This window comes from Demequina sediminis (assembly GCF_039545075.1).
Taxonomy (GTDB): Bacteria; Actinomycetota; Actinomycetes; order Actinomycetales; family Demequinaceae; genus Demequina; species Demequina sediminis.
Window position 1 is genome coordinate 38,389 of sequence record NZ_BAABRR010000011.1, and the last position, 12,540, is coordinate 50,928.

Sequence of the window (12,540 nt, forward strand, 5' to 3'; positions counted from 1 at the left end):
CTCGGCGCGTCCTACTTCATGCCCATCATGCGGCGCGCATTGACGGTGCGCACCTGCGACGGGATGGTGAACAGGTCGACCAGCCAGCCGATGCCGAACAGTCCGGCCGTGAGCAGCCACAGGATCCCGCGGCCGATTTTGCCCATGTAGAAGTGGTGCACGCCCAGGATCCCGAGGAAGAACCAGAGGATGTAGGTGATGGCCGTGTCTTTGAGGGGCAGCGGTGCGGCGTTCATGGCGTTCTCCGGTGGAAGGGTGCGGCGAGGAACTCTCCCTCGAGCCTAGTCGGAGCCGCGCGGTGCGCCCGGGCATGGCGAAGGTCCCGCCGCACCGGGTGGGTGCGACGGGGCCTCTCCCCAGAAGGAGCACGGCAGACCCGTGCCCCGCTCGCGTTTAGCGCGAGAAGATGTTCGAGAAAATCGACCCGAACGAGCCGTTGCTCGAGGACTGGTCGCACGTGCAGCGCTGGTCCTGGGCGACGCCGGCGAGCGCCTGGTCGATGTGCTGGCCGCAGCCGGTCCACGTGGCCTTGCCGCACTGGTTGCAGGTGATGCGAGAGCACATGCTCGTTCTCCTCTGTTGGTTCGTTTCGGATGATGCGGCCGGCTGAAGGGGGGTGTTGCCGGCCGCTCGCTGACTAGTCTGCATACCCCTGGGGGTATCTGTCAAGTCGAAGCGCGGCGCGGGGTCCCGGGTCGCCCGGGTTAGCGTGAGCCTATGGGTTTTCTCACGAAGGTGTTTGGCGGTCGCAAGCGGGTGGAGCCCCACGGGCTGTGGAGCGACGATGCCGAGCAGCTGGCGGCGCTCGCGGCCCGCGGCGGCGTCCCGGAGGCTCCGCGGGAGTCCGAGTTCTTCCTCTCGTTCACGTCCGACGTGAGGGCCAAGGCGGCCGCCGACGAGCTGCGCTCCGCGCGCGTCACCCACGAGCTGGTCGAGCCGTCGCACGACATCCCCGAGTGGATGATCTTCGTGCGCCGGTACAACGCGCCCTTGGTGCCCAACGTCCTGCGCGACACGGTTGACCTGTGCGAGGACATCGCCGCGCGCCACGGCGGGGACTACGAGGGCTGGGCGGGGCTGCTCACTTCGGAGGAGAAGGACGCGACGTAGCGTCGGCGGGCTCACTGAGCGAGGGCTTGCTGTACGTCCGTGCGGGGGAAGTCGTCGCCGACGAACAGCAAGGGCTCGTCGAGGTGGAGAGCGAGGGCGTAGGAGAAGCAGTCTCCAAGGTTGAGCGCAGCCGCGTGGCCCGTGCCGCGCCCATACTCGCGATACGCGCGAGCCGCGATCGCGGCCTGGGTGGCGTCGAATGGCACGGTCTCGACCTCGAAGGCCCGCAGCAGGCGGTGTGCCCTGCGGGAGAGCGAGCCGTCGTCGCGCCGCGTGGTGACGGCATCGATCTCGACGAGTGTCGCCGCGCTGACACGGCGCGCTGGCGCGGCGGCGAGCGCGTGGGTGAGGCGCTCGCGCGCGGGCTCATTCGCGATGATGGCGATGATGGCCGAGGTGTCGAGGATCACGCGAAGAGTCCAGCGTTGTCGTACATCGTGGCCTCTGCCCGCTTGAGGTCGGCTCGGTCCTCGTCGGTCAGGCTCGCGTCGATCTCGGCGAGCACCGCACGCGCGCGGTCGAGCCGTGCGGCGCCTTGGTCGTGCGTCGCCTTGGTGTCGAGCTCGGCGAGCGCCGCGCGCACTGCGTTCTCGATCGCACTCGTCTGCGTCTGGTTCGTGCGCTCGGCGAGCTCTCTGACCAGGCTCACGGTCGTCGCGTTCTTGATGTTGAGGCTCATGTGTCCAGGGTAGATGGAGGCAGGTAGAGCGTCTACCCTCACGTTCTCGTCGGGCCCGGGGCGTGCGAGACTCCGCGGCGATCATGCCGCTCGAGGCGCTCATCGCGGGGCGGTGACCCCGGCATCGTTCCTGATGCCCACCCACGACACGAGCCCGCCCGCGACGAGCAGGACGCCCGTCACCACCGTCGCGCGGTGGAAGCCCGCGAGGTCGAGCTGTCCGCCTACGATCGTGCCCAGGAGGGCGACGGCGACCAGGCCCGCGATGCGTGCCACGGCGTTGTTGACCGCGCTCGCGATGCCCGAGCGTGAGGTCTCGATCGCGCCCAGGATCGCGCTCGTGAGCGGCGCGACCGTCAGCGTCAACCCCGCGCCGAACACGACCAGCCCGGGCAGTGCCTGTGTCCAGTAGTCGAAGTCGTCGCTCACGGCCAGCAGCATGAACGAGCCGAGCGCCATAGTGAGCGGGCCCGCAGTCATGAACGCGCGGGGCCCCAGCCGCCCTCCCCACGCGCCCACGCGAGAGCTGCCCAGGATGAGCAGCACGGTCGCCGGCAGCGACGCGAGGCCCGCGGCCGTGGCGGAGAGCCCGGCGCCGTCTTGGAGATACACGCCCACGATGAAGCCGTTGAGGGACAGCGCGCCGTAGATGAGCCAGGTCGCGGCGTTGCCCCATGCGAAGTTGCGGGCGCGGAACAGCGACAGCGGGAGCATCGGATCCGCGGAGCGGGACTGGCGCACCAGGAACGCCGCGAGCGCGCCGATCCCGAGTAACGCGCCGCCCCAGATGGCCGGGTGACCCCAGCCCAGGTGAGGCTGCTCGATGAGCGCGAAGACCGCGGCGCCGAGTCCGCCGGCACACAGGGCAGCGCTCCACAGGTCCACGCGCGCGCCCTCGCGTGTCGTGTCGCGATAGCCGGCGCGGCCGAGCGCGGCGATCATGGCGAGCGTGACCGCGATGGGCAGCACGTTGATCGCGAAGGCCCACCGCCAGCTCGCGAGGTCCGTGAGCAGGCCGCCGAGCAGCGGTCCCGCGACGAAGGCCGCGGTCGTGGCGCCCGTCCACGTGCCGATCGCCCTCGCCTGCGCGGGCCCCGTGAACGTGCTCATGATGAGCGCGAGGCTGCTGGGCACCAGGAGCGCGCCCGCGACCCCCTGCAGGAGGCGCGCGGCGATCAGCACGGCGCCGCTCGGTGCGAGCGCGATCACCAGGGACGTCACGCCGAAACCGAGGAGTCCCGCGCGCAGCACCCGCACGCGGCCGAACATGTCCGACAGCGACCCCGCCACCAGGATCAGCGCGCCGAGCGTGATGAGGTAGCCGTCCACGACCCATTGCTGGAGGGAGATGCCTCCGCCCAGGTCGCGCACGATCGCGGGCAGGGCGACGGTGACGATGCTCCCGTCGAGGAACGCGACGAAGCTCGCGAGGACCGCGATCCCGAGGGTGAGCCGTGACGATGCCGGGGTGGCGGCCATGGTCCAGGCTAGGCCCGCGTGGGGTCCGGGGTGGGGTCGCGCTATGCGAGCGCGTCCAGCAGCCTGTCGATCGCGACGTCGAGGACGTCGGGCAGGAGCGCGAAGTTGAAGCGGGCGAAGCCCGCGTAGCCGGACCCGCACGCCTCTCCGGGCGTGGTGGCGAGTCCCGCACGCCGCAGTCGTGCCGCGCCGCACGAGTCCGGCTCCGGGGTGCATCCGATCTCGAGCCATGCGAGATACGTCGCCGCCGGCAGCACGCTCAACGGCCGGGTGGGAAGGGTGGTCAGCGCGGTGGCCAGCCGATCCCGGTTGCCCTCCAGCGTCGTAACCGTCGCGTCGAGCCAGCGCTCGCCGTCGGGGGAGTACGCATGCGCGGCCGCGACGGCTCCGAGGACCGAGCCCGCGTGCACCGGCGCGAGGGCGCGCGCGGCGATCACGCCGCGGTCCGCCGGGTTCGTGAGGACCAGCTGCGCCGCCTTGAGGCCCGGCACGTTCCAGCCCTTGGACGCGGAGGTCGCCGTGATGGCCACGTGCGCGGCGGAGGTGGACACGCTCGCGAAGGGCACGTGGCGCGCGCCGTCGTAGACCACCGGCGCGTGGATCTCGTCGGAGAACACGCGTGCGCCGTGGTGCTCCGCCATGGCGGCCAGCGCGACGAGCGTCGCGCGGTCCGCGACGGTCCCCGTCGGGTTGTGGGGATGGCACAGCACCACGGCCGCCGCGCCGCGCGCGAGCGCGGACTCGATCGCGTCGAGGTCGAGCGCGAAGCCGTGGCCCCTGCCGCGGCTGGGCACCTCGATGACCTCGCGGCCGCTCCCCGCGAGGGTCGGGAAGAAGTTCGCATATGCCGGGGTGGGCAGCACCACCGCGCCGGGTCGCACGAGGTGAGTCAGGGCGAGCGTGAGGCCGGTGAGCACGTCTGGGATGGTCGCGACCGCGTCCGTGTCGACGTCCCAGCCGTAGCGGCGCGCCGCGAAGCCGGCGAAGGCTTCGCGCGCGGCGCTGTCGGCGGAGTCCGGCAGGTACGTGAGCAAGCCCGAGTCGATCGCGTGGTGGAGCGCCTCCGTGATGACCGGCGCGGTGCCCAGGTCGGACTCCGCGATGCCCGCGCCCACGACCCCGGCGGGCACGGACCACTTGCGGGTGGCGTGATCGAGCGGTGCGGTCATGTCCTGCTCCGGTGGGCTGGGTGGGGTCGGGGGTGACGATGCCGTCGGTACCGACCGTCCCACCGCCCGTCCATAGGGGCAAGGCCCAGTGTGTTGGCGATGGCATAAGTCGAACTTATGATGCGAGGATGATCGACCTTCGTCACCTAGCCTTGCTGGTCGCGATCGACGACGAGGGCTCGCTCACCGCCGCCGCCCGCGCCGTGGGCGTGTCTCAGCCCGCCGCGAGCCAGCAGCTGCGCACTCTCGAGCGTCGGCTCGGCACCGCGGTTGCGCTGCGCACTCCCGGCGGCTTCCGGCTCACCGAGGCCGGGCGCGTGCTCGCGGGCCACGCGCGTCAGATCCTCGACTCGGCCTCGCGCGCCGAGTCCGAGATCGCCGCGATCGCGGGCCTGCACGGCGGCACGTTGCGCCTCGTGAGCTTCCCGTCCGCCGCGGCGACGATCCTGCCGCGCGCGTTCGTGTCGATGCGCGAGGCGCACCCGGACCTGGGGTTCACGCTGCGCGAGGCCGAGACCGCCGAGGCGCTCGCGATGCTGCGGCGCGGCGAGTGCGACCTCGCGGTCATCTACGAGTGGCGGGTCGACGGCACCGCCGACGACGCCCCGGAGGACGTGCCGTGGACCCTCGAGCCGGGGGAGCTCGCGCTCACGCTCGTCGAGGAGGAGGTCCACCTCGCGATCCCGCGCTCGCACGTGCGGGCCGCGCAGGCGCGCATTCCCCTGCCCGAGTTGCGCGACGAGACGTGGATCGCCGGCTGTCCCGTGTGCCGCGCTCATCTGCTCGGCATCACGCGGCGCTGGGGCTTCGCCCCGCACCTGGGCTTCGAGACGGACGACTACGTCGCGCTGTTGCGGCTCGTCGGCGCCGGACTGGGGGTGGCCCTGGTCACGGACCTCATGCTCGACGCGGCGCGGCCCGAGGACACGGTCGCGCTACGCCCGGTCTCCCCGGTGGTGACGCGCGTGGTCAAGGCGGTCGCGAGCGAGGCCCTGCTCAAGGTGCCCGGCGTGAGGGAGACGCTCGCCGCGCTCGCGGAGGCGGGCGCCACCATTGCTGCCGCGCAGCGCGCGCAGGTCACGGCCCAGCGCGCCCGGGTGGCGGCGCGGTAGCGCTAGGCGGAGGGGACGATGCCCCGCTCGCCCGCACGGACCGGTACCGTCCAGCGGTTGGCCGGCGGGGGCGTCACGCACACGTAGTGCGGAGAGAAGCGGCTGGGCGGGAGGTACGCGCGGTTGAGGTCGACCGTGACCGGTCCCGAGCCGGCGGGTGCCGGGACGCGCAGCATGCGGAACGCGTAGCGCGCGGGGTCAGCGGTCGAGTCGGAGAAGGCCGCGAAGAGGTCGCCGCCGTCGCGGTGCACCCACAGCTCGACCGGCGTGCCGCCCACCTCGCATGTCACGACCCCGGCGTAGCGGGTCGTCGAGCGGTGTCCGTCGACCGCGAGGGTCTCGACGGGCGCCGTCGCGCGCTCCTCGAACGTGCCCGGGACGCGCAGGGCCGCGTCGTACGGGTAGCGGTCGATGGCCCCGGCTGCCGGGCCCGTGGCGCGCGCGGGGTCGAGGACGCGGATCGAGATCTCCCCGTCGCGGGCGAACGCGCGCAGCGTGAGTGTGCCGTGGCGTGCCTCCTCGCCCGGCGCGAGCGCGACGCTCTCGCGGTCGAGAGTGCCCACCGCCACGCCTCCGGCGGGGCCCGAGCCGATCGCCGCCCACGTGCCCGGGATGCCCTCATGCGCGCGCGGCGTCGCGTCTAGCCACGCCATCGAGGCAAGCGCGGCGAGGCCCGCGGGGCCCCAGGCCGCGCGGTCGCGGGTGGTGGTCCAGTCGCGGTGCTCGTCGCGGAACTGCTCGGGTGCGTCGCTCATGCGGACATTCTGGCGGTCCAGGTCGCGATTCCTTACACAATCGAAACATTGGGTCATGTGATTGAAACTGGAAGGTGTATAGCCTCGGCCTATGGATAACGGGGCCGAGCCCGAGATCGATGTCCTCGCGAGAGCGATCGACGTCCACTCGTTGCGGATCCTGGTCGCGATCGAGCGGCACGGGTCGATCAGCGCTGCCGCCCGTGCGCTCGGCTACAGCCAGCCCACCATTACGCAGCACGTGCAGCGCCTCGAGGACCGCCTGGGCGCGGCCGTGGTGGCGCGCACCGCGCGATCCGCGCGGCTCACCCCGGTCGGGGCCCTGCTCGCGCGCCACGCACCGCGCATCGACGCGAGCCTCACTGCCGCGGCCACCGAGCTCGCCCGGGCGCTGGGCAGCCGCGCCGGCCAGGTGCGCCTCGCGGCGCCGCCGGACGCGATCGGACCGGTCGTGGCGCCCGCGGCCGCACGCCTCGCCGCGCTGCTGCCCCACGTCGACGTCCTCATCCGCGAGGCGGCGGACGGCGAGGCAGCGGTCGAGCTGGTGCGCTCGGGCGCCGCGGACATCGCCGTCGCGCCGTCGCCCCTCTTTGGCCGCGGGCTCGCGGCCGCCTCGCGGACGGGCGGAATGCGGTCGACCTTCCTGTTCTCGGAGGAGGTGGTCGCCCTCACCGACGCGCCGCTGCCTCCCGACGCGGGCAGGGTCGCGCCGGAGTCGCTGGTCGAGCAGCCGTGGATCGGCGGGCTCGGGACGTGCAGCGATGCCGTCGCGGCACACGTCTCGCGCGTCGCTCACGCGGGCGACACCGCGGTGAGCCGCACCGATGCCGCGATCGCCCTCGCCTCCCACGGCCGCGGCACCGCCTTCGTGGTCGAGGGCGCGCTCACCGGGCTGTCGCTGCCCGGCCACCTGCGCGCGGTGGGCCTCACGCCCCCCGTGCGCCGGCGCATCGTCGCCACGACCCTCATGGAGTCAGCGGAGATCCCGGCCGTCGCGGCCGCCCTGCGCGTGCTTGCGGCTCACCAGCCGTCCCTAGTCGCCGTCGAGGCCACCCTCGACGCCCGCCGTCGCAGTGCCGGCCACCGGGCGCGCTTCGCGTCCCTGGCCGGAGTCGGCATCGTTCCTACCCACCCCGAGGAGACACCCACCATGGCACTCACCTCCACCGGCACGCTCGCGCGCGTCGCCGTCGCCACCGCCGCGGGCGCGCTCGCCCTGGCGGGCTGCACCCCCACCTCCGAGTCCGAACCCTCCGCCACGCCCGACGTGGTGATCGGTGAGGACACCGGCGAGGAGATCGAGTCGATCACCGTCGCCCTGCCCGGGTCGCTGTCGAGCCTCTACGTGGGCCAGGAGTCGGGAATCCTCAACTACTACATCGCGGCGGTCACGCAGGAGGGCCTGCTGTCGATCGACGCGGACGGCGCCCTGCAGCCCGGGCTCGCCGAGTCGTGGGAGCAGCCCGACCCCGTCACCTACGTGTTCGACCTCAGGGACGATGCCGTGTTCCAGGACGGCACCCCGGTCACGGCCGACGACGTGGTGTTCAGCCTCGAGATGGCGCGTGACGAGACGCAGTCGCCCGGGTTGGCGTATTACCTCACCAACGTCGACACGATCGAGAAGTCGGGCGACGCGCAGGTGACGATCCGCCTGCTCGAGCCCGACGCCGCGTTCGCGGCGAACATGACCTCGGCCGGCGCCGCGTTCATCACGTCGCAGGCGTTCTGGGAGGAGCACGGCGGCGACGTCGGCACGTCGACCTCGCTGCTGCTCGGCTCCGGCCCGTACCAGGTCACCGAGTTCGTGCCCGACTCGCACGTCGCGTTCGAACGCGTCGACACGTGGTGGGGAGAGCTGCCCGCCGTGAAGTCGATCCGCGTGGACTTCATCTCCGACGAGTCGACGCGACTGCTCGCCGCGCAGTCGGGCGACGTCGACATCGCGTTCAACGTGCCGTTCGCGCAGGCCGCCCAGTGGGAGGCTCTCGACGACATGCGGGTCACGTACGTCAACGACCTCAGCTACGTGGGGCTCTACTTCAACATCGGCGTGGCACCCTTCGATGACCCGGCGGTGCGCCAGGCGATCGCCCACGCCGTCAACCGTGACGCGTTCGTCAGCACGCTGCTCGACGGCCACGGCGAGGCGGCCACCGCGATCATGACGCCCGAGTCGCTGACCTCGGTGCACAGCCCCGAGGACGCGCGGGCCCTGCTCGCGACCATCCCGCAGTGGGAGTACGACCTCGAGGCGGCCAAGGCCGCGCTCGCGGAGTCGAGCGTGCCCGAGGGCTTCACGACGGAGATCCTCACGCCCAACACCGGACCGCAGCTCGGCACGGCGGCTCAGGCCCTCGCGCAGGACCTTGCCGAGGTGGGCATCACGCTCAACGTGCGCGAGGTGCCCATCGAGGAGTGGCTCGCGAGCCTCGACCCGTCCGCCGGGTACGGCCTCAACTACATGTGGTACTTCTCGACGCTGGGCGACCCGGCCGAGATCCCCACGTACCTGATCGGTGCGGGCAACCCGGCGCAGTACGACAACGCCGAGGTGCTCGAGCTGCTGAGCCAGGTGGGCGCGGAGACGGACCCCGCCGCGCGCATCGACCTGCTGGTCGAGGCGGAGACCCTCCAGGCCGAGGACGCGATCAACATCCCGCTGTGGTGGGGTCAGTCCGCGACCGGCTTCGCGAACGACCTGGGGGTGACGGACTTCAGCCCGTTCACCTTCGTGTCGACGTGGCCCACGCAGCTGTACCGCGCGGGGGAGTAGCAGGAGTGAGCCTCCTCGCCACGCGAGCACGCGCACCCCGCCGGTGGCCCCTGGGCCGCATGGTGGCGGTGCGCGTGCTCGGCGTGCTCGGCGTCCTGTGGGTGCTGTCGATGGTGGTCTTCGCGATGATGTACCTCGCGCCGGGCGACCTCGTGAAGAACCTGCTGGGCAACCGGCCGTCGACGCCGGAGGCGATCGCCGCGGTGCGCGAACAGTACCGCCTCGACGACTCGGTGGTCGAGCAGTACCTGCACTGGCTCGGCGGCGTCCTGACCGGCGACCTGGGCCAGTCGATCCGCCTCCAGGTGCCCGTCATCGACGCGATCGGCGACCGCCTGCCGCTCACCGCGGCCCTCAGCGCGCTCGCGTTCCTCATCGCGGTCGCCGTCGCGGTGCCGCTGGGCGTGCGCAGCGCGGTCAAGGCCGGCGGGTGGCTCGACCGCATCGGCGGCGCCCTCGCGGTGCTCGGCCTCAGCGCCCCCACGTTCGCCGTGGGACTCGTGCTGCTCTACTTGTTCGCGTACTACGTGCCGATCTTCCCGATCTACGGCGGGGGCGACGGCGGTCTCGACACGCTCCGACACCTGGTGCTGCCCGCGGTGACGCTCGCGCTCGGGCTGGGCGCGATCATCGTCAAGCTCACGCGCACCGCGATGCTGCGCGAGCTCGAGTCCGACTACGTGACGTTCGCGCGGGCGCGCGGGCTCAGCCCGCGCGTCGTCAACCGCCTCGCGCTGCGCAACGCCGCGATCCCGATCGTCACGGGAGCGAGCCTGGTGTTGACCTTCCTCGTGGGAGGGACCGTGCTCGCCGAGACGACGTTCGCGCTGCCGGGGCTCGGGACGCTGCTGCAGGACTCGGTCCTGTTCAAGGACCTGCCCGTGGTGCAGTCCCTCACGCTCTTCGTCGCGGCGGTGATCGCGGTGATCGCCCTGCTGGCCGACGTCGCCTACCTGCTGCTCGATCCTCGGGTGCGCCGTCAGATGGGAGCCGCGTCATGACCCAGCCGCTCGGGGCATCGTCCCTCACCACCTCCCCACAGCCGCCCGCGCTGCGCGGCCCGAGCGCACGGCGCCCGCGCCGTCGCCGGCCGGTCCTGGTCGCCCTGGCGCTGCTCGTGCTGGGGATCGCGTTCGGCGCGGCGGCGTTCGGCTCGCTGATCTTTCCCGATGCCATGACGCAGGACATCCTCGCGTCGCAGCTGCCGCCCGGCTCTCCCGGCCATCCGCTCGGCACCGACGAGTTGGGCCGCGACGTGCTGCAGATGTCCGTCGCGGGGGCGCGCTCCGCGCTGCTCGGGCCGGTGATTGTCGCGCTGGGGTCGATGGCGTGCGGCGTCGTGCTCGGCACGCTCGCGGGGTATCAGCGCGGCTGGATCGACTTCGCGGTGAGCCGCTGGACCGACCTGTTGCTCGCGCTGCCCGTGCTGCTCGCCGCGATCGTGGTCTCCGGCGTGTTCGGCGGCGGCTACTGGGTGACCGTGGTGCTGCTCATCGTGCTGTTCTCGCCGTCCGACATCCGCATCGTGAGGGCGGGCGTGCTCGAGCAGTCCGCGCGGCCGTACATCGAGGCCGCGCAGATGCTGTCGCTGTCGCGCTGGCGCGTGATGTTCCGCCACATCCTGCCCAACGTCACGAGCCTGGTCGTGACCAACGCGATGCTCAACGTGGCGTTCGCGCTGGTCGCGTTCTCGTCGCTGTCGTTCCTCGGCGTGGGCGTCTCGCCCGGCATCGCCGACTGGGGCCGCCAGCTCACCGACGGCCGCGCGATCATGTTCGTCAACCCGGCCGCGGTGTTCATGCCTGCACTGCTCATCGTGGTGGTCGCGGTCGCGGCGAACCTCGTGGGCGACTGGATCGGCCAGCGGCTGTCCCGCGTGGGGGAGGACGTGCGATGACCGTGCGCATCTCGGAACTGTCGGTGGTGGGCCCCGCGGGGGTCATGGTCGAGCCGCTGTCCGCGACCGTCGAGCCGGGCGCGACGCTCGCGCTGATCGGCGAATCGGGCTCGGGCAAGACCCTCACCGCGAAGAGCCTCGTCGGGCTGCTCCCGCGCGGCTTCACGGCCACCGGCGCCGCGGAGGTGGGTGGCGTGGCACTGCCGCTCGCGGGCGGCGAGTCGGCGTGGCGCGCCATCCGCGGCCGCACGGCATCGTTGCTGCTCCAGGACCCGTTCACGAGCCTGTCTCCCGTGCATCGGTGCGGCGATCAGATCGCGTGGACCGTCGAGGCCGCCACCGGCTCCAGGCTCGCACGGAGCGAACGCGACGCCGTCGTCGAGGCCCGGCTCGCCGAGGTCAAGCTCCCGGCCCGTGCGGCGCGCGCGTATCCGCATCAGCTGTCGGGCGGGATGCGCCAGCGGGTCGCGATCGCGGCCGCGCTGGCGTCGGATCCGCAGCTGCTCATCGCGGACGAGCCCACGACGGCGCTCGACGCGTCCAACCAGGCGGAGATCCTGGACTTGCTGCGCGCGGTTCAGGTTGAGCGCAGGCTGTCCGTGATCCTCATCAGCCACGACCTGGGCGTGGTGCGCGGGCGCACGGATCAGGTGCTCGTGATGCGCGAGGGCCATGTCGTGGAGCGCGGCGAGACCGCCTCGGTGCTCGCCGCTCCCAGCCACCCGTACACCGGGGCGCTGATCGAGGCGGATCCCGTGGTCGCGGCGCAAAGCGGCACGCGCCTGTCGCCGGCGCAGCCGGTCGAGGGCGAGCTCGTGGTGCGCGTCATGGGCCTCGAGAAGTCATTCGGCACTCATCGGGTGCTCGACGACGTCAGCCTCGATGTGTCCCGCGGGGAGATCCTGGGGATCGTGGGCGAGTCCGGCTCGGGCAAGTCCACGCTCGCGCGCTGCGTGGCGGGCCTCGAGCACGAGGACGGCGGCACCATCTCGATCGACGGCGTGGCGCTGGCCCCCGGGCGAGCCTCGCGCACTCCCGACCAGATGCAGATCGTCTTTCAGGACCCGTACTCGTCGCTCAACCCGATGATGAGCGTGGGCGCGATCCTCGCGGAGGCGCTGCGCGTCGCCGGACGGGACGCGTCCGAGGTGGACGGGCTGCTCGAGACGGTGGGGCTGCCGGCGCAGTTCGTGCGCAAGCGCCCCGCGCAGTTGTCGGGAGGGCAGCGTCAGCGGGTGGCGATTGCGCGCGCGCTCGCGCCCCGGCCACGGCTGCTGATCTGCGATGAGTCGGTGTCCGCGCTCGACGTGTCGGTGCAGGCGGACATCCTGCGGCTGCTCGCGGGGCTGCGCGACGAGCTCGGGATCGCGGTGATGTTCATCTCGCACGACCTCGCGGTGGTGCGGATGATCGCGGATTCCGTGGTGGTGATGTGGAACGGCCGCGTGGTCGAACGCGGAGAGTGCCGTGACGTCCTCACGGCGCCCACGCATGAATACACCCGCCTGTTGGTGGCGGCGGCGCTCCGTGAGAACACGGCGCCTCAAATCGGGAGGGAATGAC

The 12,540-nt window shown here is 72.2% G+C and carries 13 protein-coding genes; 6 read left to right on the forward strand and 7 right to left on the reverse strand.

All coding sequences use genetic code 11. The annotated features are described in order from the left end of the window. Positions 1 to 11: 11 nt before the first annotated feature. Both ABEA62_RS10235 and ABEA62_RS10240 read right to left on the reverse strand, forming a co-directional pair. Positions 12 to 236 (reverse strand): TM2 domain-containing protein, encoded by a 225-nt coding sequence (locus ABEA62_RS10235; RefSeq protein WP_286216577.1) that lies wholly within the window; start codon positions 234 to 236, stop codon positions 12 to 14. 157 nt (positions 237 to 393) lie between these two features. Continuing rightward, complete coding sequence (locus ABEA62_RS10240) at positions 394 to 564, reverse strand: hypothetical protein (RefSeq protein ID WP_286216575.1); 171 nt, start codon at positions 562 to 564, stop codon at positions 394 to 396. A gap of 153 nt (positions 565 to 717) precedes the next feature. Here ABEA62_RS10240 and ABEA62_RS10245 point away from each other — a divergent pair, with 153 nt between their 5' ends. After that, on the forward strand, positions 718 to 1,110 hold the full coding sequence (locus tag ABEA62_RS10245) for a ribonuclease E inhibitor RraB (RefSeq protein ID WP_286216574.1): 393 nt from the start codon (positions 718 to 720) through the stop codon (positions 1,108 to 1,110). A gap of 11 nt (positions 1,111 to 1,121) precedes the next feature. On the opposite strand, the gene ABEA62_RS10250 is transcribed toward ABEA62_RS10245, so the two are convergent. The 4 genes from ABEA62_RS10250 to ABEA62_RS10265 all read right to left on the reverse strand — a co-directional run bounded on the left by ABEA62_RS10250 (position 1,122) and on the right by ABEA62_RS10265 (position 4,437). Beyond that, complete coding sequence (locus ABEA62_RS10250; protein ID WP_345379970.1) at positions 1,122 to 1,520, reverse strand: type II toxin-antitoxin system VapC family toxin; 399 nt, start codon at positions 1,518 to 1,520, stop codon at positions 1,122 to 1,124. Then, positions 1,517 to 1,789, reverse strand: a complete 273-nt coding sequence (locus ABEA62_RS10255; RefSeq protein WP_286216571.1) for a type II toxin-antitoxin system VapB family antitoxin — start codon at positions 1,787 to 1,789, stop codon at positions 1,517 to 1,519. The genes ABEA62_RS10250 and ABEA62_RS10255 overlap by 4 nt, the downstream gene beginning before the upstream one ends. A 99-nt stretch (positions 1,790 to 1,888) precedes the next feature. Then, positions 1,889 to 3,268, reverse strand: coding sequence for an MFS transporter (locus ABEA62_RS10260; RefSeq protein ID WP_286216570.1), 1,380 nt, complete (start codon positions 3,266 to 3,268; stop codon positions 1,889 to 1,891). Between the two features lie 41 nt (positions 3,269 to 3,309). Further along, positions 3,310 to 4,437, reverse strand: coding sequence for a MalY/PatB family protein (locus ABEA62_RS10265; RefSeq protein WP_286216569.1), 1,128 nt, complete (start codon positions 4,435 to 4,437; stop codon positions 3,310 to 3,312). A gap of 128 nt (positions 4,438 to 4,565) precedes the next feature. Here ABEA62_RS10265 and ABEA62_RS10270 point away from each other — a divergent pair, with 128 nt between their 5' ends. Further along, entirely contained in the window at positions 4,566 to 5,549 is a 984-nt protein-coding gene (locus ABEA62_RS10270; protein WP_345379975.1) for a LysR family transcriptional regulator, read from the forward strand. Positions 5,550 to 5,551: 2 nt separating this feature from the next. Here the strand turns inward: ABEA62_RS10270 and ABEA62_RS10275 are convergent, their stop codons facing one another. Next, positions 5,552 to 6,304 carry a DUF1684 domain-containing protein gene (locus tag ABEA62_RS10275; protein WP_286216563.1) on the reverse strand — a complete coding sequence of 251 codons (753 nt, stop codon included), beginning with the start codon at positions 6,302 to 6,304 and terminating at the stop codon, positions 5,552 to 5,554. Between the two features lie 91 nt (positions 6,305 to 6,395). Here ABEA62_RS10275 and ABEA62_RS10280 point away from each other — a divergent pair, with 91 nt between their 5' ends. From ABEA62_RS10280 to ABEA62_RS10295, 4 genes are read left to right on the forward strand one after another with little or no spacing between them, the layout of a single operon-like run. After that, positions 6,396 to 9,080 carry an ABC transporter substrate-binding protein gene (locus tag ABEA62_RS10280; protein WP_345379978.1) on the forward strand — a complete coding sequence of 895 codons (2,685 nt, stop codon included), beginning with the start codon at positions 6,396 to 6,398 and terminating at the stop codon, positions 9,078 to 9,080. Between the two features lie 5 nt (positions 9,081 to 9,085). Further along, positions 9,086 to 10,081 (forward strand): ABC transporter permease, encoded by a 996-nt coding sequence (locus ABEA62_RS10285; RefSeq protein WP_286216559.1) that lies wholly within the window; start codon positions 9,086 to 9,088, stop codon positions 10,079 to 10,081. Further along, positions 10,078 to 10,977 (forward strand): ABC transporter permease, encoded by a 900-nt coding sequence (locus ABEA62_RS10290; RefSeq protein ID WP_286216558.1) that lies wholly within the window; start codon positions 10,078 to 10,080, stop codon positions 10,975 to 10,977. The genes ABEA62_RS10285 and ABEA62_RS10290 overlap by 4 nt, the downstream gene beginning before the upstream one ends. Then, the gene (locus ABEA62_RS10295; protein WP_286216557.1) at positions 10,974 to 12,539 is read left to right on the forward strand and encodes a dipeptide ABC transporter ATP-binding protein; all 1,566 of its coding nucleotides are present in this window, start codon (positions 10,974 to 10,976) and stop codon (positions 12,537 to 12,539) included. The genes ABEA62_RS10290 and ABEA62_RS10295 overlap by 4 nt, the downstream gene beginning before the upstream one ends. The last annotated feature ends 1 nt before the right edge of the window (position 12,540 follow it).

What these genes read in the sequence shown, in the direction of transcription:
- ABEA62_RS10235 (WP_286216577.1), bottom strand. Translation starts at nt 236, where the DNA reads ATGAACGCCGCACCGCTGCCCCTCAAAGACACGGCCATCACCTACATC.
- ABEA62_RS10240 (WP_286216575.1), bottom strand. Translation starts at nt 564, where the DNA reads ATGTGCTCTCGCATCACCTGCAACCAGTGCGGCAAGGCCACGTGGACC.
- ABEA62_RS10245 (WP_286216574.1), top strand. Translation starts at nt 718, where the DNA reads ATGGGTTTTCTCACGAAGGTGTTTGGCGGTCGCAAGCGGGTGGAGCCC.
- ABEA62_RS10255 (WP_286216571.1), bottom strand. Translation starts at nt 1,789, where the DNA reads ATGAGCCTCAACATCAAGAACGCGACGACCGTGAGCCTGGTCAGAGAG.
- ABEA62_RS10260 (WP_286216570.1), bottom strand. Translation starts at nt 3,268, where the DNA reads ATGGCCGCCACCCCGGCATCGTCACGGCTCACCCTCGGGATCGCGGTC.
- ABEA62_RS10265 (WP_286216569.1), bottom strand. Translation starts at nt 4,437, where the DNA reads ATGACCGCACCGCTCGATCACGCCACCCGCAAGTGGTCCGTGCCCGCC.
- ABEA62_RS10270 (WP_345379975.1), top strand. Translation starts at nt 4,566, where the DNA reads ATGATCGACCTTCGTCACCTAGCCTTGCTGGTCGCGATCGACGACGAG.
- ABEA62_RS10275 (WP_286216563.1), bottom strand. Translation starts at nt 6,304, where the DNA reads ATGAGCGACGCACCCGAGCAGTTCCGCGACGAGCACCGCGACTGGACC.
- ABEA62_RS10280 (WP_345379978.1), top strand. Translation starts at nt 6,396, where the DNA reads ATGGATAACGGGGCCGAGCCCGAGATCGATGTCCTCGCGAGAGCGATC.
- ABEA62_RS10290 (WP_286216558.1), top strand. Translation starts at nt 10,078, where the DNA reads ATGACCCAGCCGCTCGGGGCATCGTCCCTCACCACCTCCCCACAGCCG.
- ABEA62_RS10295 (WP_286216557.1), top strand. Translation starts at nt 10,974, where the DNA reads ATGACCGTGCGCATCTCGGAACTGTCGGTGGTGGGCCCCGCGGGGGTC.